This window comes from Paenibacillus tarimensis, assembly GCF_021532315.1.
GTDB lineage: Bacteria > Bacillota > Bacilli > Paenibacillales > Paenibacillaceae > Paenibacillus_I > Paenibacillus_I tarimensis.
Genome location: NZ_JAKGAO010000034.1, coordinates 15045 through 34450 on the forward strand (window position 1 = coordinate 15045; position 19406 = coordinate 34450).

The 19406-nt window shown below is 55.5% G+C and carries 19 protein-coding genes; 12 read left to right on the top strand and 7 right to left on the bottom strand.

Annotated features, from left to right (window positions below):
* The first annotated feature begins 51 nt into the window (after window positions 1-51).
* From L1N82_RS22100 to L1N82_RS22120, 5 genes are all read left to right on the top strand, one after another.
* The gene (locus L1N82_RS22100; protein WP_235289610.1) at window positions 52-1164 is read left to right on the top strand and encodes a lactonase family protein; all 1113 of its coding nucleotides are present in this window, start codon (window positions 52-54) and stop codon (window positions 1162-1164) included.
* A 111-nt stretch (window positions 1165-1275) separates the two neighbouring features.
* Window positions 1276-1614 carry a hypothetical protein gene (locus L1N82_RS22105; RefSeq protein ID WP_235289611.1) on the top strand — a complete coding sequence of 113 codons (339 nt, stop codon included), beginning with the start codon at window positions 1276-1278 and terminating at the stop codon, window positions 1612-1614.
* A gap of 93 nt (window positions 1615-1707) precedes the next feature.
* Window positions 1708-2109 carry an ASCH domain-containing protein gene (locus L1N82_RS22110; protein WP_235289612.1) on the top strand — a complete coding sequence of 134 codons (402 nt, stop codon included), beginning with the start codon at window positions 1708-1710 and terminating at the stop codon, window positions 2107-2109.
* A 258-nt stretch (window positions 2110-2367) separates the two neighbouring features.
* Complete coding sequence (locus L1N82_RS22115) at window positions 2368-3189, top strand: alpha/beta hydrolase (protein WP_235289613.1); 822 nt, start codon at window positions 2368-2370, stop codon at window positions 3187-3189.
* 134 nt (window positions 3190-3323) lie between these two features.
* Complete coding sequence (locus L1N82_RS22120) at window positions 3324-4439, top strand: DUF3048 domain-containing protein (protein WP_235289614.1); 1116 nt, start codon at window positions 3324-3326, stop codon at window positions 4437-4439.
* Window positions 4440-4566: 127 nt separating this feature from the next.
* Here the strand turns inward: L1N82_RS22120 and L1N82_RS22125 are convergent, their stop codons facing one another.
* Window positions 4567-5463 carry a LysR family transcriptional regulator gene (locus tag L1N82_RS22125; protein ID WP_235289615.1) on the bottom strand — a complete coding sequence of 299 codons (897 nt, stop codon included), beginning with the start codon at window positions 5461-5463 and terminating at the stop codon, window positions 4567-4569.
* A gap of 132 nt (window positions 5464-5595) precedes the next feature.
* On the opposite strand from L1N82_RS22125, the gene L1N82_RS22130 reads away from it, so the two are divergent.
* Window positions 5596-6678 (top strand): branched-chain amino acid aminotransferase, encoded by a 1083-nt coding sequence (locus tag L1N82_RS22130; RefSeq protein ID WP_235289616.1) that lies wholly within the window; start codon window positions 5596-5598, stop codon window positions 6676-6678.
* Window positions 6679-6802: 124 nt separating this feature from the next.
* Here L1N82_RS22130 and L1N82_RS22135 read toward each other — a convergent pair whose 3' ends face one another.
* From L1N82_RS22135 to L1N82_RS22145, 3 genes are all read right to left on the bottom strand, one after another.
* The gene (locus L1N82_RS22135) at window positions 6803-7693 is read right to left on the bottom strand and encodes a MetQ/NlpA family ABC transporter substrate-binding protein (RefSeq protein WP_235289617.1); all 891 of its coding nucleotides are present in this window, start codon (window positions 7691-7693) and stop codon (window positions 6803-6805) included.
* A 99-nt stretch (window positions 7694-7792) separates the two neighbouring features.
* Window positions 7793-8485: a methionine ABC transporter permease gene (locus tag L1N82_RS22140; RefSeq protein WP_268822103.1), complete on the bottom strand. Its 693-nt coding sequence runs from the start codon at window positions 8483-8485 to the stop codon at window positions 7793-7795.
* A complete protein-coding gene (locus L1N82_RS22145) occupies window positions 8482-9486 on the bottom strand; it encodes a methionine ABC transporter ATP-binding protein (RefSeq protein WP_235289640.1) in 1005 nt (334 codons plus the stop codon). The genes L1N82_RS22140 and L1N82_RS22145 overlap by 4 nt, the downstream gene beginning before the upstream one ends.
* A 222-nt stretch (window positions 9487-9708) precedes the next feature.
* Here L1N82_RS22145 and L1N82_RS22150 point away from each other — a divergent pair, with 222 nt between their 5' ends.
* Window positions 9709-10092 carry a YidH family protein gene (locus tag L1N82_RS22150; protein WP_235289618.1) on the top strand — a complete coding sequence of 128 codons (384 nt, stop codon included), beginning with the start codon at window positions 9709-9711 and terminating at the stop codon, window positions 10090-10092.
* A gap of 178 nt (window positions 10093-10270) precedes the next feature.
* On the opposite strand, the gene L1N82_RS22155 is transcribed toward L1N82_RS22150, so the two are convergent.
* Window positions 10271-11797 (bottom strand): methyl-accepting chemotaxis protein, encoded by a 1527-nt coding sequence (locus L1N82_RS22155; protein WP_235289619.1) that lies wholly within the window; start codon window positions 11795-11797, stop codon window positions 10271-10273.
* Window positions 11798-12294: 497 nt separating this feature from the next.
* Complete coding sequence (locus L1N82_RS22160) at window positions 12295-13206, bottom strand: aldo/keto reductase (protein ID WP_235289620.1); 912 nt, start codon at window positions 13204-13206, stop codon at window positions 12295-12297.
* A gap of 208 nt (window positions 13207-13414) precedes the next feature.
* Here L1N82_RS22160 and L1N82_RS22165 point away from each other — a divergent pair, with 208 nt between their 5' ends.
* On the top strand, window positions 13415-14014 hold the full coding sequence (locus L1N82_RS22165; protein ID WP_235289621.1) for a TraR/DksA C4-type zinc finger protein: 600 nt from the start codon (window positions 13415-13417) through the stop codon (window positions 14012-14014).
* Window positions 14015-14185: 171 nt separating this feature from the next.
* Here the strand turns inward: L1N82_RS22165 and L1N82_RS22170 are convergent, their stop codons facing one another.
* On the bottom strand, window positions 14186-14839 hold the full coding sequence (locus L1N82_RS22170) for a tyrosine protein kinase (RefSeq protein ID WP_235289622.1): 654 nt from the start codon (window positions 14837-14839) through the stop codon (window positions 14186-14188).
* A 285-nt stretch (window positions 14840-15124) separates the two neighbouring features.
* Between L1N82_RS22170 and L1N82_RS22175 the strand changes: the two genes are divergently transcribed.
* The 4 genes from L1N82_RS22175 (at window position 15125) to rlmD (ending at window position 19243) form a co-directional block, all read left to right on the top strand.
* On the top strand, window positions 15125-15415 hold the full coding sequence (locus L1N82_RS22175; RefSeq protein WP_111149841.1) for a YerC/YecD family TrpR-related protein: 291 nt from the start codon (window positions 15125-15127) through the stop codon (window positions 15413-15415).
* A 2-nt stretch (window positions 15416-15417) separates the two neighbouring features.
* Window positions 15418-16383 carry a sirohydrochlorin chelatase gene (locus L1N82_RS22180; RefSeq protein ID WP_328284514.1) on the top strand — a complete coding sequence of 322 codons (966 nt, stop codon included), beginning with the start codon at window positions 15418-15420 and terminating at the stop codon, window positions 16381-16383.
* A 181-nt stretch (window positions 16384-16564) separates the two neighbouring features.
* Window positions 16565-17473, top strand: coding sequence for a diacylglycerol kinase (locus tag L1N82_RS22185; protein ID WP_235289641.1), 909 nt, complete (start codon window positions 16565-16567; stop codon window positions 17471-17473).
* A gap of 300 nt (window positions 17474-17773) precedes the next feature.
* Entirely contained in the window at window positions 17774-19243 is a 1470-nt protein-coding gene (rlmD, locus tag L1N82_RS22190) for a 23S rRNA (uracil(1939)-C(5))-methyltransferase RlmD (protein WP_235289623.1), read from the top strand.
* Window positions 19244-19406: the final 163 nt, after the last annotated feature.

Genomic DNA, 19406 nt, shown 5'->3' on the forward strand with positions numbered 1-19406 from the left:
GACGGGTACTAGGGAAGAATGGATACATAACAAGAAGAGGAGGCGGTAGGGTTGACTCTGAACAGCATGAAACCGGCAGATCAGCGGTATTGGCTGGTTTTTACAGGATCTTACGCAGAAGCGGAGGCACAAGGCATTAATGTTCTAAAATTTGACTCCGAGACGGGTAAGCTGGAACAGCACAGCGGAATAAGAGGCGTGTCCAACGCATCATTCCTGGCTTTTGACGAGAAGAGGTACATTCTGTATGCCGTCAGCGAGAACGAGGACGGGGATGTCGTATCGATTCGCGTCAACCGGGAGACAGGCAGTATGGAGCTGGTCAACCGCCAGAAGACAAAAGGGGATGCGCCCTGTCATCTCAGTCTGGACCCGAATGGAGGGTGGCTGTATGCAGTTAATTATGAGAGCGGCGGCGTATGTGTCCATCCAATCGGCCAGGATGGCTCGATCATGCCGATGACGGATTTTGTTCAGCATGAGGGATCAAGCATCCATCCGCACCGCCAGACGAAGCCGCATCCGCATTCAATCATCAGTGATCCGTCTGGAGAGTACCGGATTGTGCCGGATCTCGGCACCGACCGGGTCGTTACCTATACGAATGATCCGGGGACGGGCGCATTTCAGCCCGTTGGCGAGCTCGTATGCGAGCCGGGAGCGGGGCCGCGCCATGCCTGTTTCCACCACGAGCTGCCGCTGCTCTACGTACTGGAGGAGCTGAGCTCCACCATTACTGTCTTCTCCTTTAACAGAGACGAGGAAAGCGGGCGGGTGACAGGCGAGCAGCTGCAGAAGATCCCGATGCTTCCGCTGTCCTTTGATAAAGAAAGCACGGCTGCTGACATCCACCTGAGTGTGGACGGCAAGTATCTGTATGGCTCCAACCGGGGCCATGACAGCCTGGCTGTATATGAGCTGGAGGAAGACGGACGTCTTAAGCCGGCGGGCCATATATCGACCGGTGGCATGACGCCGCGCAATTTTGCAGTAGCCCCGGACGGCAGGCATGTGCTGGCAGCTAACCAGGATACGGATTCCATCGTTGTGCTGCGGCTCGATCAGCAGGGCATGGCGGTGCCTGCCGGGCCTCCGTACAAAACGGCTAAGCCGGTCTGCATCGTAATGACAGCCGCTCCGGAATCCGTTGTAACCGGAACATAGATTATACGTATTGTAAGGTAACACTTATCCGCCGGCAGGTTTGCGGAACGGTGAAAATAGGAGCATAACCGCGGGGTATGGACATAACCCTGGGGTGAGGGAGAGATGTTGATGAGTCCGGCAAGAATAATGCTGTGGGTGACTTGTTTGGCAGAGGCTTTTCTGGGCATTCCGCTGCTTGGCGGTGCCTTCATTATCGCGATGGGCTGGACACCGCTGTGGGTGATGTTCTTCCTGCATATCGTGACGTTAGTGCTCTGCCTGCGTGACCGGAAGAGCTTTGTGGGCAGCGGGGCAGGTATCGCAACCTCTCTGATCGGATGGATTCCGATTGTGGGTATGATCATGCACTGGATTACAGCACTGATTCTATTGGTTCTGGCTATCCAGCCTGACCGCGCTAACCGGGACGGATATATACCGCCGCCGCCTCCACCGCAGCGCTGGTAAATTGTCAGAGGAACGGGCAAGGAGCGGAATGGGCTCCTTGCCCGTTTGTCACGTAAGTTTATTAAATATGATATTGCGTTAGGGGTAATTGATATGCCGGCAAGCAATAAAGACTATAAGATGATTTTCGGCTGGGAAGGTGATAACGGGCTCGGAGAGCTGTTAATCCAGCAGATCATAGAAGGCAGGAAGACTGCAACCTGTGCACCTAAAGAGCAGTACTCGGCAGAGGAGCTGAAGGAAGTGTACGAACCCATTGGGGAGGTTCTGTCCGTATGCGATAAGCAGGGGAACATAAGGTGCAGAGTGAGGCTTCATGCCGTTATTGAGACAACGTTTGGCAAGCCCGATAGCCGTCTGGTTAGAGGAGAGGGGAATGGTGAGGACGTGAAGCAGTTTCAAGAGGATCACCGAATCGCCTGGGCTGACAGCGGTATTGATCTGAATGACAATACCATTCTGGTTGCTGAACTGTTCGAGTTAGTAGGAGAGTAAGCACTGGGTTGACCCCTAAGCAATATCTGACTGGTTAAGGTCAGATATTTTATTTTTTGCGTCCGTACTAAATTAGTCCGGTAAGGATTGACAGAGACACAGAATGGCGATATAGTTATATCCAAGTAATCTTATTGGAATTGTATTTTAGAGATGGGAATAGCTTTCCCGTAAGGGATAAATGATAGAAGGATGACCGCTGGCAGCGCAGCAGGGCTGGACGGCCGGCGTGCGATATTCGGGAGGATGATTCGTAACATGGAGAAGACAATTGTACTGCGTCACGAAGGCTTGGAGCTTGCGGCAACACTGCATTATCCCCGGATCGATGACGAGCGTCACGGCTGCAAGGCTCCGGCGGTCATCATCTGCCACGGCTTTGTCGGAAGCCGGATTGGTGTCGACCGCTTGTTCGTGAAGACGGCAAGGGCGCTGTCGGAGGCGGGATACTATGTGCTTCGCTTCGATTATGCCGGTTGTGGCGAAAGTACGGGCGATTACGGTGCACTCGGCCTCGATTCAATGATCAACCAGACGAGAACAGCGCTTGATTACCTGCATGATATGGACTGTGTGGATGTCAGCCGGATTACGCTGCTGGGACACAGCCTCGGCGGTGCAACAGCTCTGCTCACGGCCGTGAAGGACAAGAGAGTGCGCAGCCTCATCCTCTGGTCGGCTGTCGGGTATCCATTCAATGATATCGTCCGCATTATCGGGCGTGAGGGCTATGATGAGGCGATTGAAAAGGGCGGCACCGATTATGCCGGTTATACCTTCCAGCCTGCATTCTTCGAATCGCTGTCGGAGCATCAGCCGTTCGAGGCAGCCAGACGTTTCAGCGGCGATGTGCTGCTGCTGCACGGAACCAGCGATGATGTGATTCCAGCCGACTACAGCTTCCTGCTGCAGAAGGTGTTCTGGACTCGCCAGGAGGGAAGCTGCGACAAGGAGATTATTTTTCAGGCGGATCATACGTACTCCACGCGCAGGCATCAGGAAGAGGCGATTCAGCATACTGTGGAATGGCTGGCCCGGCACCAGAAGCGGCAGCAGGAGTGGCATCACTGGAGCATATAATGACAAGCGGACGTTCAGCCGGCGAAGTGCCGGAGAGCGTCCTTTTTTTGGTTCCAAATAGGGACAAACCCCATTAACTATGGTTTAATGTAAGAAACTGAGCACAAGTGGCTATAGAGAGGGAAGGGATTGTATTGAATGGAATAACGCGTAGAATCCGCTTGATGCTGCTGCTCGCGGTATCTGCTGCGATGGTGCTGTCAGCATGCGGTCAGTCGGGTGAGCCCGCAGAGCCTGCCCAGACGGAGGTGCAGGAGGAGGAAGCTGTGAACAATGAGCCTGCTGTGGAGCCGGAGCCGACTGGACCGGTTGCGCCATTCACTGGACTGATTACACAGGCAGACCCAACTGCTCGCCCGGTAGCGGTTATGATCAATAATCACAGTAAAGCACGCCCCCAGTCGGGACTTACGCATGCCGATATGATCTGGGAGGTGCTCGCAGAGGGCGGCATTACACGGCTGATTGCGGTATTCCAGAGCGACACGTTCACCGATCCGGTCGGACCGGTACGCAGCATTCGGCCATATCTGATTGATCTGGCTGAATCATACCAAGCCATTATCTCGCATGCGGGCGCCAGCAATGACGCCTATGCGATTCTGCAGCGGCAGAAGAAGCCGTACCTGGACGAGATATCGAACGCGGGCAGCTACTTCTGGCGGGACAAATCGCGCAAGGCGCCTCATAATCTGTACACGGATATTGAGAAGCTGCGCTCTGGCGCGGCGAGCAAGAAGTATGAGGAGTCGGTGACGATTCCGGTCTATCGCTTCAGCGAGAAGGATGCCATGCCTGCAGGCGAGGATGCGACCAAGCTGGAGATCATGTTCCAGATGCAAAATTATAAGGTTTCGTACGTATATGATGCGGATAGCCGGTTGTATGCGCGCTCGGTTAATAACGAGCCTCATGTTGACATGAACAATAGCGAGCAGCTGAAGGCATCCAATCTGGTCGTGCTGGGGACTGCCCACCAGGTACTGGATAACGTGGGCCGTCTGGCAGTCGATCTTGACAGCGGCGGACCGGCGATGCTCTTCCAGGGCGGTAAGGTCATTGAAGTGGAGTGGCAGCGGGGCGGGGACGATGTGATCCGGATCATGAAGGACGGCAGTGAGCTTCCATTCATCCCGGGCAAGACCTTCTACCACATCGTACCGATGCAGCCGTCCTTCGACAGTCACCTGACGTATGGCACGGATGCATCCGGAGCGGACAGCCAGCCGGAGGGCGCGCAGAAGCAATAGCAGCAGGCTGATGCGCTCGAGCAGAATGCGGTGGTACAAGCCCCTGCCGGTTGACCGGCAGGGGATGTGGAGCAGCCAGCCAAGTCTGGCTGCTCCATGGATTGCACTGCTGAGCGGTTTGTCTTCATCAGGCCATACCTCGAAAGCTATCAATGAAGCGGCGGGCGCTCCTTGAGAGGTAGCGGTCCTTCTGCCACAGAATGCCAACATCGGATTGAAAGTCTGCATCCCGGATGCTCAGCATCTTCACGACGTCAGACGGGAATGAAGACATTACAGATTTGGGGAAAATAGTGGCACCGATGCCGCCGGCGATCAGCGACATGATAATAGCAACGCTTGAGCACTCGCATACGATATTTGGTTCAAAACCGTGACGTCTGCATTCGCTCATCACCTGCTCATGCATTCGTGTTGTCTGATCGGTCTTCAGCGCCAGGAAGGGCACGTCAGCCAGCTCCTTCATATCAATGGCGCTGACACCCGAGAACCCGGTCCAGATGCTGGGAATGACCGCTACGAACGGATCGGAAGGCAGCGGAAGAATCTCGTATCGTGCGTTCGCCGGCTGGGCTTCGAACGGCAGCCTGGCGACGACAAGCTCAATCGTCCGCTTCTCCAGCTGCTCGCCGAGATAGAAGTGGTCACCCTCCAGAATCTTGAAGGTTACCTGGGGGTATTGCGAACGAAACTGCTCAATGCGCTGCGGGAGCAGAGAGATGCAGGAGACGACAGAGCCGATGGAGAGTCTGCCCCGCAGGCCTTCATCCGTCTCCTTGACCTCGCGGATCGTCTCGTCAACCTGCTGCAGCAGGATTTCGGCCTTCCGGCGCAGTGTCTCGCCTGCTTCCGTCAGCTTGAAGCGCTTGCCGCTCCGGTCGAACAGGGTGACGCCGAGTTCTTCTTCCATCAGCCGCAGCTGGCGGCTGAGGGGCGGCTGCTCCATGTTGAGCAGCTTCGCGGCCCTTGTTACCTGGCCTGCCTGCGCAACGGTAAGGAAATACTTTAGCTGGCGCAGATCCATTACAATTCACATCCTGTCTATAGCAATGGAGTATATCTTAAAGGTATCATTAAAGAATAAAACCGATATTTTCAATATAGCTGATATGGTGGTAGCATTCAATTAACTAGAACAGAAGGGGCGTTGCAGGGCATGACGGAAATCAGAGTTGAGCGGACCAACAAGAAGAAGAATAAACCGGAGCAGGGCAAGCTGGGCTTCGGCAAGCATTTTACCGACCATATGTTTATTATGAATTACACAGAAGGCCGCGGCTGGCACGATCCCCGGGTTATTCCCTATCAGCCGATTGCACTGGACCCTGCAGCGAAGGTATTCCATTACGGCCAGACGATCTTCGAAGGCCTGAAAGCATACCGGACGGATGACGGCCGCATCCTGTTATTCCGCCCTCACCTGAATTTTGAACGGATGAACCGTTCCAATGAGCGGCTCGGCGTACCTGATGTGGATGGCGAGATCGCCATTGAAGCGCTACGCAAGCTGATTGAGGTGGACCGGGAGTGGATTCCAAGCGAGGAAGGCACATCGCTCTATATCCGTCCATTCGTTATTGCAACGGAGCCAGAGCTTGGCGTATCACCTTCTCTGGAGTACCAGTTCATCATCATCATGTCGCCGGTAGGGGCCTATTATCCGGAAGGCGTTAACCCCGTCAAGATTTATGTGGAATGCGATTATGTGCGCGCGGTCAGAGGCGGTGTCGGCGAAGCGAAGACGGCAGGCAACTATGCCGGCGGTCTGAAGGCGCAGGAGCTGGCAAAGGCCAAGGGCTATACACAGGTGCTGTGGTTAGATGGCGTACAGCGCAAGTATATCGAGGAAGTCGGCAGCATGAACGTATTCTTCAAGCTGGAGGGCAAGGTGCATACGCCGGTTCTGAACGGCAGTATCCTGGCTGGTATTACCAGACGATCTATTATCGAGCTGCTTCGCCACTGGAATATTGAGGTTGTCGAGCGGGCGATTACGATTGAGGAGCTGTACGAGGCAGGCCGCGACGGCCGCCTGGAGGAAGCCTTCGGCACCGGTACAGCTGCCGTGATTTCACCAATTGGCGAGCTGAACTGGCAGGATGATCCGCTTGTCATCAACGGCGGCAGGACGGGCGAGCTGTCCGCGAAGCTGTACGATACCTTGACGGGTATTCAGCAGGGTCGCATTGCCGATCCGTTCGGCTGGATGGTGGAGGCTGCCGGCCCGGAAACGAAGTAACGGGAACGGACGCATACAGCAGACTTTCAGTAAACATAAGAGAACCCCTTGGCGGCTGCGATGGCAGTTTCCAAGGGGTTCTTGTTATGCTTGGGCTTGCTGATCTTCATTCTGTAAGCTGGGCTTATTCGAATGCGGGAACAACAGCACCTTTGTATTTTTCTTCGATGAACTGTCTGACTTCCTCCGTGTTCAGTGCAGCGGCAAGCTTCTGGATCGCTTCGCTGTCCTTGTTGTCCGGACGGGCAGCAAGAATGTTCACGTAAGGGGAGTTCGAATCCTCAATGATGATTGCATCTTCAGTCGGCATCAGGCCGGCTTCAAGCGCATAGTTCGTGTTGATTGCCGCCAGTGCCACTTCATCCAGTACACGCGGCAGAGTAGCTGCTTCAAGCTCAACGAATTCGAGGTTCTTCGGATTGTCGACAATATCAGCGATTGTAGCTTCCACGCCAATGCCATCCTTCAAGGTGATCAGGCCATTAGCTGCGAACAGCAGGAGGGAGCGGCCGCCGTTAGTTGCATCGTTCGGGATGGCAACCTTGGCACCGTCAGTCAGCTCGTCCAGACTCTTGATCTTGTTGGAGTAAGCGCCGATTGGCTCGATATGAACACCGTTAACCTTCACAAGGTCGTAGCCCTTCTCGGAGTTGAACTGCTCCAGGTAAGGCACGTGCTGGAAGAAGTTTGCGTCCAGCTGCTTCTCATATACCTGTACATTCGGCTGTACATAGTCAGTAAATTCAACGACTTCCAGCTCTACGCCCTGCTCCAGCAGCGAATCCTTCACGAAGTTCAGGATCTCGGCATGTGGAACCGGTGTAGCAGCAACGCTCAGCTTAACAGGCTCTGCATCAGGTGTTGCAGGAGCTGGCTCAGCTGTACCTTGATTCGTGCCAGCCCCTGTGTTGCCGGCTCCGGCATTGCCTGTGTTGCTGTCTTTCCCGCCAGCGCCGCACGCCGCAAGGGTGAACGCCATAACGATGGTGAACAAGAGTACGATAGATTTTTTCATGATGATGTAACTCCTCCTATCCGGTTAAGGGATATAGTTTGGTTTATATTTATTGAACAGCAGGGACCCGGTTTGAAACGGAGCCCTGCCAGTACAACCTTACTTGCGGGTAAGTCTGCGGACGAGCCAGTCGCCCAGTGTTTGCAGCAGCTGCACGAGCACGATCAGTAGGCCGACGGTGACGACCAGAATATCAGGCCGGAAGCGCTGGTAGCCGTAGCGGATCGCAAGGTCGCCAAGACCGCCGGCGCCGATTGCGCCTGCCATAGCGGTATACGAGACCAGGGTAACGGCCGTAATCGTGATAGCCGCTATAATACCGGTACGGGCCTCGCGCAGCATCACGCGCCAGATGATCGTCCACTTGGAAGCACCCATGGCTTGAGCGGCTTCGATAACACCGCGGTCTACTTCGCGCAGCGCCGTCTCAACCAGACGTGCGAAGAACGGAGCGGCGGCAATGACCAGCGGCGGGATCGCCCCTTTTACCCCAATGGAGGTGCCAACAATGATCTTGGTCAGTGGTATAATGGAGATCATCAGAATGATGAAAGGCACTGAACGCAGTATATTAATGACATAAGACAAGACCGTATAGACAATCTTATTCTCCAGAAGCTGACCGCGGGTGGTCAGGAACAGCAGGACGCCGAGCGCAAGACCGAGCAGCACGGTGAAGAGCATGGAGAAGCCCAGCATTTGGATGGTCTGCTCGCTCCCGCGCCAGATTTCCTTCCAGTTGATCTCGGCAAAAAAGTCGATGAAATCCTGGTAAGCTGACAGGGTTCTCATCCGATCACCTCCACATCAAGGCCGCGCTTGCGGAGTCCTTCGAGCACGCTGCCCGTATCAGCCGCGCTGCCGCGCAGCTCAACTACGAGCTGGCCGTAAGGCGTATCCTTCATCCGGGAAACCGTGCCCTGCAGAATCGCGAAGGTGGCGCTCGTCTTCTTCACTTCCTCGTAGAGGATAGGCTCGTACGTCACTTCACCGATAAAATGCACCCGCACTACGATACCCTCAGGCCGGTTATCGAAATGCCCGGAGTCGATTGTGTCGGCAACCTGCGCGACAAAATCCTTGGTAACCTGCATCTGCGGCTTCAGGAAGACATCCAGCACATCGCCGGTCTCAACGACGCGGCCCTTGTCCATGACAGCAACCCGGTTGCAGATGGAGCGGATGACGTTCATCTCATGGGTGATGAGCAGAATCGTGATCCCGAGCTGCCGGTTAATGTCGAGCAGCAGGGACAGGATCGAGCTTGTCGTCTGCGGGTCGAGCGCCGAAGTCGCCTCATCGCAGAGCAGGACATGCGGGTTGTTCGCCAGTGCCCGGGCAATGCCGACGCGCTGCTTTTGTCCGCCCGACAGCTGCGCCGGGTACTTGTCGCCATGCTCGCTGAGCCCGACGAGCTTGAGAAGCTCATCCACCCGGTTGCGGATCTGTGCTCTCGGCATCTTGGCCAGCTCCAGCGGGAACGCAACGTTTGCCCGCACAGTAGCCGTGGTAAGCAGATTAAAGTGCTGGAAAATCATGCCGATCCGCTTCCGCGCATCCTGCAGCATGCCTGACTTCAGCGCCGTCAGGTCGGTTCCGCCGACGATCACCCTGCCTTCGGTAGGACGCTCCAGCAGGTTGACGCATCGGATCAGTGTGCTTTTGCCGGCGCCGGAATGACCGATGATGCCGAATATATCGCCCTTGTTAATGGTAAGGGATACGTTATCGACCGCTGTCGTGACGAGCTTACCATTCTTATAGCGCTTGCTGATCCCTTCTAACTGTATCAGGGTAATCCCTCCATCGTAATGCCAAACTGGAGAGGGCGGATTGTATAAACATAGATTTAAAGGAATATTTATTAATTCCGACCTCAGTACTTGGTTTATTTTAAAGGATGTGGATGGTTTTTTCAATACTATTTTCTCGATATCACAAAAAAGGTTTCATCCCGTGTCATTATCATGAATGAAGTAAGTTTTACCATCGGCTAACAAGAGGAGGGAAGCCCTGTGTACCAAGGAAAAGACAAGTCTTCAACCAGCGGTGAATCCCGGTATGTACAGCAGCATCTGGCCAACGAACGGACGTATCTGGCATGGGTTCGGACGACGGTGACCGTCGGCGGTCTTGGCTTCCTGGCCGCAGGCGTCGTGTTCCGTTCAACCCGGCATGAGAGTGCAGGGCATACACTGGCGGCAATAGCCGGTATAGCGGCCGTAATCCTGGCAGGTGTCATCCTGTTACTGGCGACCAGGGAATACTTCCAGAAGCGTGACGGGATCAACAGCGATTCCTTCCGCTCCGCCAGCGGCATCATCTGGTTCCTGTTCGCCAGCTTGGCTGTGATGGATATGCTGCTGGCTGTGCTGGTAATTCTGCTGCTGCTGCCTTAGCTTCCCGGCTCGTGAGACACACATAGGAAGGCAGGCACAGCTTGGCGATATGACAAGTAAGAGTCAGTGGTCAGTGGTGTATAAGACATCTGGCAAACAACAGCGGCACACCGCCTCGTAAGTAGAGGGACGGGTACCGCTGCTATTTTACATACAGCTCTTGAGAAGTATTGATTGATTACGGCTGGGCGCTCCGCTCATGCGTCAGTTCCTTCAGTTCGGCAATAAGCTTCTCCAGCTCGCGGAAGCTGCTCAGCGTCTGGTCGACCATATGCCGCTGGTTATCGACGTTGGCGGAAATTTGCTGGAATGCGGCTGTCGACTCTTCCGTCACACTGGCAATCGTGCTGATCTCACTGACAATATGATTTGATGACAGCTTGATCTTGTTCGTCTTCTCCTCGACCCCGACAGCCTGCGTGACGACCTGATTGGTAAATTCGGTAATCTGGTAGAACACCGCCTCGGATTTCTCCGCTGACTTCTTGCCGTCTACCAGTGCCTCCTTACCGCGCATGACCTGAGTTGCAAGTGAGATGAACGAGTCCTTGGAGCCGTCCAGGATCGAAGCGATCTCCTCGGTATATTTCTGCGAATTCTCGGCCAGCTTCTTCACTTCATTCGCGACCACAGCGAACCCGCGGCCATTCTCGCCTGCACGTGCAGCCTCTATGGACGCGTTCAGGGAGAGAAGGTTCGTCTGGCTCGCAATTTCCGAGATGGTTGAAAGGATGCTGCCGACCGCCTGATTCTGCGTGTTCAGCTGTTCCATCGACATGACGATCGCATCCATAATCTCTTCCACTACGCGAATCCGGGCAACCATATCCTGAATCTGGCCTGTTCCTTCAGAGGTAACCTTGGCTGTCTTCATGGACACATCCTTCATTCCGTTCGTATTCGCCGATACGGCAGCTATCTCCTCGTTTGAGAGGGCCATCGACTCAGACATTTCCGCTATGCTGGCTGCCTGGCTCTCAACACCCTTCTTAATCTCCTGGAAGCCGCTTGCCACTTCATTCGTAATCCGGCCGGTTGTCTTACTGTTCTCCTGCAGCCCCTGATTGAACTGGTCCAGTACGGATACGGTCTGCTTCACCTTGTCCAGCAGTGAGGTGGTCTGAGCGGTAGCCTGACGAGACATCTGGATATTAAGCAGTGCCTGCCGCAGCAGCTTTTGTCCAAGCAATGACCCCATAATCAGCAGGATCAGAGTAATAATAAGCAGCATATTGAACATGATTAAATTCTCGTGTACCGGTACGGTGACCGCCCCGGCAGCTATCAGACTATTCACCCCAGCCAGGGCAACAATCGAATAAATCAGCAGCGGGCGGTAATTCGGGTATAGACATAGAATGACGCCCGATAGGATGAAGATATCATCATTAAGAGAAGCCAGATTCAGCATTGTACTAATGATTAATAGAGAGGCGACAACGATATAAGGGGTGGATGTCAGCCCTTTCTTCAGACGGATAATCCCATACAGCACCCCGCTGGTTACGCCAAGCAGAACGCACAGAGGGAGGAACTGCCAGCCTTGGGCGAGAACGATTACCATAGCACCCAGCAGGAAGAGTGATCCGAATAATCCGGCCATAACCTTGGTCCGCTGGAGATAAACTTGCTCGACGATACTTAGTGACTTAGGTGCTGGTGATGCGGATGCTTCGGATGCTGCGGGTGGTGTAACGACATTCATGTGATGTGATCGCTCCTTGGTAGTTTTTGTCGTAACGTGTCGAATTAGATGGGGGGTAAATACTCCATAGCAGACGGGAAAATCCTTCTTGCTGGTGTGAAATTAATCATTCTTCCCTGCTGGACGCTGCCATCATGCGATAAGCTGATAAGTGCCTATGTACAGCGGAATCACGCTTATATTTTATCGGCAGGAGAGGGTGGATTACTAATAGGGCCGAGCGGGAAAATGACAGCTGCTCGTGCGAAGAATTGCGGGCTTAGGTTGTGAGTGTGGGGGCTGTTTGAGAAGAGAGGATGTAACTGCGCAGCGTAATCTCACCGCACCTCTCCAGCGGGCAGCTGCTCGGTCTTCTCCAGCACCATGGTGCGCTCAGTCTCATTTACTAGGAAGGAGAGGCTGCATATTGTACAGAAAATAAAGGAAGACGGCCTGCGCCGTCTCCTTTGTCCCTGCCTTATTTTCCAGCCTTCACAGGAGGCCAACTGCTGCTAGGTTCACTTCAAGCCTGCCCAGGCGGGCTCACATACTTCCTGCCACCGGCGGCGGATGTCGTTCATTTCCGGGTCGCTGAGCTTGCCTTTGTTGGCGATGGCGATATTTTCGAGCACATGCTCCGGCTTAGTCGTTCCGACGATCGCTGTATCGACCTGCGGCACGGAGAGCGTGAAGCGCAGCGCATACTCCAGAATCTTATCCGGCGACTCGGTCATGAAGGAGTAGTTCAGCTTGTCCAGCCGCTCCTTGTAGATGTCCGGGTTGTTCGGAGCCCCTGGCCCACGGTTCCAGACCACGTTCGCCACCGGACGTTTGATGATGACGCCCATCTGGCGTTTCTCCGCTTCATCCAGCGTCTTCAAGTCTATCGGCTCCTGATCCGCCAAGTTTAGCGAGGTCTCCAGCACGTCGAATTCATCCGTCTGAATGGCATAGAGGGCATTCGTGCTGTCGCCGCTGTACCCGATGTAACGGACGAGCCCGTCCTCCTTCAGCTTCTTCACTTCCTTAATCAGATCTCCCTGGCGCAAAATCGCCTCCGAGCAGCTGTGAATGAGCACGAGGTCGAGGTAATCGGTCTGCAGCCGCTTGAGGCTCCGCTCGACGCTTGGGCGCACATTACGCGCGTCCCAGTCTGGATAATCCAGCCCTACACTGCTGCCCTCGCCGCATTTGCTGAAGAGGTAATACTCCTGCCTGCGATGCGAGATGGCTCTGCCGATCTTCTCTTCACTGGTGTTGTAGCTGGACGCTGTATCAATGACATTAATGCCGCTGTCGAGCACCTTGTTCAGCAGTTGGTTCGCATCCTCCTGGGAGACATTCAGATCCTTGTCCATGCCGATCTCGGCACTGCCAAAGCCAAGCACGGTCACACGCATATCCGTTTTGCCGAATTGACGTTGTTCCATCGCTCTTTTCACCTCCAGTTGGTATCTGTTAGTATTACCCGTTATCGGAAGCGCTTTACCTAATGCGACAATTATTTTCCGGGAAATAGTACGCTGGTCTTAACAATGTTCTTTCCAGGAAGAGAATCCCATCAGGCACGCTGGCTTGCGTCATGACCGGTGCGGGGAGGGTATAAGGAATACAAATGGACTTGGGAGGCTGATCAGCATGAAACATCTGAATGAGGAACAGCTGCAGCAGTTGAAGCAACAGCTCCTTGAAGAGCGCGAGCAGCTGGCGGGTCATTTTGATATACGGGATGAAGAGATTGACGGCGAGTTTACGATATCCCTGCAGGATTCTGTCGGTGAGCTGAGCTCGGCGGATAACCATCCGGCGGATCTCGGTACCGAAACGTTCGAGCGGGAGCGCGACATGGCGCTGAACGACAATTACCGCGGGCGTCTGGAGGAGATCGAAGCGGCGCTGGAGCGGATGGAGGAAGGCACATATGGCGCATGCACGGAGTGCGGGGCCGAGATCCCGTTCGAGCGGCTGGAGGCCGTGCCGGAGACGCCGTACTGCATCGATCATGCGCGCGCGCATCAGACCATGACGGAGAAGCGGCCGGTTGAGGAGGATGTCATGACCACTCCGCCGACTGGCGCCGGTGAAGCAAGACAGGCGAACAACGGGCGCTTCGACGAAGCGGATGCCTGGAAGACGCTTGAGGAATACGGTAATGCCAGCGACACGGTGAACATTCAGGAGATGGCAGCGGATCAGGATGACCGGGGGCTGCAGCGCGCGAATACGCGGGCGAGATAACAGTGCAGTCTGCTGCGGATGCAGACCGGTCGTTTACAGATGCACATAAGAGGAAAATCATACAGGAGCCACATTGCCCTATCCGGGCCTTGTGGCTCCTGTTGTGACTGCAATCCGCAGACTGCTTCTGCTCTGCCGGGGAGCCTGCTTGCTTCCCGTGTACCGCTCTCCCTATGTGCGGGAACGGCGGCGCGATTTGCTCTTGCGCCGTGAGCCGGTGCCGCCAGTGCCGCTGCGTCTGCGAGTCTTACGGCGTCTGCGCCGGCGGGATGGCCTCCATTCGCCTTCATCATCGTCGGAAAGCACAGAGGCTGCACTCTTCTTGCCGATGGAGCCCATCAGCAGCTTCAGCATCGGAGCCATCTGCTGCACATTTGAGAACAGCTTCTGGACCTTAGTCATCGTGCCGAGAATGCCGTCCAGACCGCCCATGCGGTCGATTAATCCCTTCAGCTCACCAAGGTTTGCCAGTGAGAAGCCGCCTTTGCCGCCTGTTGGTGCTGCATCTGCGGAAGGAATAACAGCCGGCAGGTTGGGAGATTCACTGTCTGGCACAGGGGTGCCGCCGAAGGGGAAGCCTGCGCCGGGAGCGCCGCCTCCAAAGGACGAATTGTCATTGAAGCCGGGATATTGTCCGCCGTCCGCCGTTGGCTGGTAAGCCCGATGGCTGCGGATGCTGCGATAATACGGATTCACGCGATCACAACCCTTTTCTGTCAGATTATCAGAACGCCGGCGAGGAAGAACCCGCCCGCTCGCTTGCGACAAGGAAGCGTCCAGCAGGCCGCCAGAATCGCGAGTAAAGCGGGCTTTCGCCGTTTCCACTTGTTAACAGTCTATGGGTTAGGCGGGCGCGGCGATTGGACGAATGCCCGGTTGCGGCGGATTTCCTGGGTGAATGAACAGATTTGTGAATGGAATGGACGGACTTAAGGTATGGCCTGGGAGCCTGCACAAAAGTAAGGGTTACTTAGGCTGTCAGGTATAAACCGCTATACCGCGCCCAAACCCTTCTGTTCTGTAAAGCGTGACTACGGTGAAGGTTGATAAATGCTGTCAAAGCCTATACAATTGAGAATAATTGTTCTCATAAAAATAGAGGTGACCTGTATGCAGCTTAAGAAGCTGAATGATAAATCCATTGACCAGCTGTTCGAGGCGATTCTGACGCTCAAGACAGTGGAGGAATGCTATATATTCTTTGATGACCTGTGCACGGTGAACGAGATTCAGTCGCTGTCGCAGCGTCTGGAGGTTGCCCGCATGCTTGGCAAAGGCTCAACCTACAATCAGATCGAAGCGGAGACCGGAGCAAGCACGGCTACTATTTCGCGTGTGAAGCGGTGCCTGAACTATGGCAATGACGGCTATACGATGGCGCTGTCCCGCCTTGGGAGATAGCAATGAAGCCGGGCGTTCTGGTTACCAGCCACGGCTCGCGCGATCCGGAATGGGTGGCGCTGGTCGATGAAGCGGTGCGTGCGGTTCATGTGCCGGACGGCGTGCCGGTCTATTCGTCATTCCTCGAGATCGTAGAGGGAAGGCTGATTCAGGATGGCGTCGATGCGCTGGAGACAGACGGCGTTACCGAAATGCTCGTGCTGCCGCTGTTCGTCTCTTCGGGCAGTACCCATGTCGATGACATCGGGCAGTCCTTCGGGTTCCCGAAGGCGGCGTTCCGAGATGGCGACATGGCCCCTTTTACCGTCCGCCGTGCGAATGTTACGATGGGGCTGCCGATAGACGACGATCCGGTGATCGCGGAGCTCGTGTGGGAGAACATCAAGCCGCTGGCGGAAGAGCCTAAGCATGAGACGCTGCTGCTGGTGGCGCACGGCAGCCGCGAGAAGTTGCTGAACCGCATCTGGCGGAATGGGATGTCGCAGCTGGCGGAGCGGGTGCGGTCGCTGGGCGGTTTTGCCCGGTCGGAGATTGCGATGCTGCTGCCGAACCAGGCCGGATGCGTAATGGGCGCGCTGCGGCGCAAATACCCTGGCGAAGCGGTGGTCGTGGCGCCGCTGTTTCTGAGCCGGGGTTATTTTACGAGCACAGTGATCCCGGAGCGGCTGGAGGGCTATGAATACCGGTACAACGGCGAGGCGCTGCTGCCGAATCCGTATGTGTCACGCTGGATGGAGCGGCAGATCGGCGAGTGGCTGGAAGGGCTGAAGGAGCTGCGTGCGGCTGGGGTGGAAGCTTCGGGAGAGCGTAAGCTTTGCGGTGAGCAGGACAGCGGCGATTCAAGCCTGGCAGCAGGTGAGAATCCTTCCGGTTCTGGGGCTTCTGACGGACAAGCTTCTGCGGGCGGACTGGGAATACGGCGAATTTTGCGGTATGATGGAACCAGACGGCGCCTTGTGCGTATGTAGATTGGAACTTAATGGTTTATGATGGAGCCGGTTACGGTTAATCTGTTAGTAAAGCACAGTCAGTACGGTGGGCTTATCTGCACATCGTGCTGATTTTTCGATTGCACGCACAATTGCAGGGCATGCTCTGGAGGGGCCGGGGCGGGAGCCGAACAGGATGGAGAGTGACGTAAGTTTGGCGATTAAACGGGCAAGACTGATATACAATCCGACGTCGGGACGGGAAGAGATCAAGCGGCGTCTGCCGGACATACTGCAGCGGCTGGAGCTTGGGGGCATCGAGACGAGCTGCCACGCGACTGTTGGCGAAGGCGATGCTTCGCTTGCGGCCTCGGATGCCGTGGAACGCGGCTTCGACATTGTCATTGCAGCCGGCGGGGACGGCACGCTGTATGAGGTTATCAACGGGATGGCGGAGCATCCTGTCCGTCCGCCGCTTGGCATTCTGCCGCTCGGCACCACCAACGACTTCGCCCGTGCACTCGGCATCCCGAAGCACTGGGAGTATGCGTGCGACCTGATCATTCAGCAGTATGCGCGCCCGATTGACCTCGGGAAGGCGAATCAGCGCTACTTCATTAATATAGCCGGCGGCGGCTCTCTGACGGAGCTGACCTATGAAGTGCCGAGCAAGCTGAAGACGATGATCGGGCAGCTGGCTTACTATATGAAGGGTCTGGAGAAAATGACCCGCCTGCGTCCCTCTGAAATGCTGATCCAGGCCGCAGGCCAGGACGACATTCACGAGGAAATTTTGCTGTTCCTCATCTGCAACAGCAACTCCGTCGGCGGCTTCGAGAAGCTGGCGCCAAGCGCCAGCCTGGAGGACGGCCTCCTTGATGTGATCGTACTCAAGAAATGCAACCTGGGCGAGTTCATCCGCATTGCCTCGATGGCGCTGCGCGGCGAGCATCTGAACGATCCGCATATCCTGCATTTTCAGACCAGCCAGCTCAAGGTAACGACACCGGGCTACGTGCAGCTGAATCTCGACGGCGAATACGGCGGCACCCTGCCATGCACGTTCTCCATCCTGCCATCTCATCTGCATATCTTCGTCGATGAGCATGGGGAATCGTCTTACCGGTAGCGGCGTTGTCGAATGGGAAACGGGATATGTGCGCGATTGTATGAGTTAGCGGTATCTGAGAGACGGCATGAGCTGTATGGTAATCATGTATAAATAGATGAAGCTCAGGGATTACATGCTTTTTTATAGATGAATTATGGTTTGTGTTTGGTTTAAACTGGTTGTTGAGGTGATAATAGACTTTCGCGGGAATTGTCTAGTCTGTTGAGTATGCGGTTAGTCGTGAATCAGGTGCATGTCGAATAGAACGTGAAACGGCCTTGCCGGCCGATTGTCGAATGCATGACTAGTGGAGGGAACATGAGTATTCCAGTCAGCAAAAATGAAGAAGTCACGGCCGAGATCGTCGGCTTGACGCATGATGGCGAAGGGGTAGGCCGGGTTAATGGCTTTACCCTTTTTATACAGGGGGCGCTTCCTGGGGAGCGTGTCCGCGCGAAGGTTATGAAGGTGAAGAAGCAGTATGGCTACGCCCGTCTGATGGACCTGCTGGAGACGAGTCCGGATCGCGTCGACGCGCCGTGCCCGATCTTCAAGCAGTGCGGCGGCTGCCAGCTGCAGCATATGAGCTACGAAGCGCAGCTTGACTGGAAGCGGCAGCATGTCATCGACAACCTGACGAGGATCGGGAAGCTGCAGGTAGCGAATAGCGGAAGCGGGAAGGCTGGAGCGGAGCTTGCGTCGGGTGAGGATGCTGCGGACCGGGAAGGCATTGTGGTGCATCCGACGCTTGGCATGCAGGACCCGTGGCGCTACCGGAACAAAGCCCAGGTGCCGATCGGCATGGCGATGGCTGATCTCGACAATGGCGCAAGCGGCTCGCTAATCGGGGGCTTCTACGCGCGCGGCTCGCACCGGATCATCGACATGGACGAGTGCTTGATCCAGCATGAGCGAAACGATGACGCGGTGCGGCGCGTCAAGGAGATTGGCTCTCGGCTTGGCGTGACCGCATACGATGAAGCAAGCGGCCGCGGGCTGCTGCGTCATGTTGTCGTGCGGACAGGCTTCATCTCCGGCGAGACCATGGTCGTCCTCGTGACGAACGGACGGAAGCTTCCGAACGTTGAGCTATTCGTGAGCGGCATCCGTGAGATTTTGCGGGATGTGAAGAGCATCGTGCAGAATGTGAACATGAAGAACACGAACGTCATCTTCGGTGAGGAGACACTCGTGCTCTGGGGTCAGGATGTCATCTACGATGAGCTGGACGGCATCCGCTTCGCCATCTCGGCGCGTTCGTTCTATCAGGTGAATCCGCTGCAGACTGTCGAGCTGTACCGTAAGGCGGTAGAGTATGCAGGGCTGACAGGTACGGAGAACGTGATTGACGCGTACTGCGGGATCGGGACGATTTCGCTGTTCCTGGCGCGGAAGGCCGGGCGGGTGTACGGCGTGGAGATTGTGCCAGAGGCGATCGAGGATGCGAAGCGCAATGCGGAGCTGAACGGCATTACGAACGCGGAGTTCGCCGTCGGTCTGTCTGAGGAAGTCATACCGCGCTGGCGGGAAGAGGGCATTGTGGCAGATGTAGTAGTCGTAGATCCGCCGCGCAAAGGCTGCGACCAGGCGCTGCTGGACACGATCATTCGGATGAAGCCGGAGAGGGTAGTGTACGTGTCGTGCAATCCGTCAACTCTGGCACGGGACCTTAGAGTGCTCGAAGACGACGGGTATAGGACGGTGGAAGTGCAGCCGGTGGATATGTTCCCGCATACCGTTCACGTAGAATCGGTGGCTTTGTTGGTGAGGGATGGTACAGAAGGCTGAGATTGCTGTAGTGGTGTGGGTTTGAGGGGGAGTACAGATGGGATGGGAATGTGAAACAACGGCGAGAAAATGAGAGAGTTGACTGATTGTTGACGGAATAAATTAATGTAACGTAGCGGGGTTCGTCCCTCCCCCCCAATGCCGCCCAACTGGTCGTGGGGAA

Bases quoted from the DNA above. Each gene is read 5' to 3' on its own strand.
- L1N82_RS22130 (WP_235289616.1), top strand. From the start codon at position 5,596: ATGACGGAAATCAGAGTTGAGCGGACCAACAAGAAGAAGAATAAACCG.
- L1N82_RS22160 (WP_235289620.1), bottom strand. From the start codon at position 13,206: ATGGAACAACGTCAATTCGGCAAAACGGATATGCGTGTGACCGTGCTT.
- L1N82_RS22165 (WP_235289621.1), top strand. From the start codon at position 13,415: ATGAAACATCTGAATGAGGAACAGCTGCAGCAGTTGAAGCAACAGCTC.
- L1N82_RS22140 (WP_268822103.1), bottom strand. From the start codon at position 8,485: ATGAGAACCCTGTCAGCTTACCAGGATTTCATCGACTTTTTTGCCGAG.
- L1N82_RS22105 (WP_235289611.1), top strand. From the start codon at position 1,276: ATGAGTCCGGCAAGAATAATGCTGTGGGTGACTTGTTTGGCAGAGGCT.
- L1N82_RS22180 (WP_328284514.1), top strand. From the start codon at position 15,418: ATGAAGCCGGGCGTTCTGGTTACCAGCCACGGCTCGCGCGATCCGGAA.
- L1N82_RS22115 (WP_235289613.1), top strand. From the start codon at position 2,368: ATGGAGAAGACAATTGTACTGCGTCACGAAGGCTTGGAGCTTGCGGCA.
- L1N82_RS22175 (WP_111149841.1), top strand. From the start codon at position 15,125: ATGCAGCTTAAGAAGCTGAATGATAAATCCATTGACCAGCTGTTCGAG.
- L1N82_RS22155 (WP_235289619.1), bottom strand. From the start codon at position 11,797: ATGAATGTCGTTACACCACCCGCAGCATCCGAAGCATCCGCATCACCA.
- rlmD (WP_235289623.1), top strand. From the start codon at position 17,774: ATGAGTATTCCAGTCAGCAAAAATGAAGAAGTCACGGCCGAGATCGTC.
- L1N82_RS22125 (WP_235289615.1), bottom strand. From the start codon at position 5,463: ATGGATCTGCGCCAGCTAAAGTATTTCCTTACCGTTGCGCAGGCAGGC.
- L1N82_RS22135 (WP_235289617.1), bottom strand. From the start codon at position 7,693: ATGAAAAAATCTATCGTACTCTTGTTCACCATCGTTATGGCGTTCACC.
- L1N82_RS22110 (WP_235289612.1), top strand. From the start codon at position 1,708: ATGCCGGCAAGCAATAAAGACTATAAGATGATTTTCGGCTGGGAAGGT.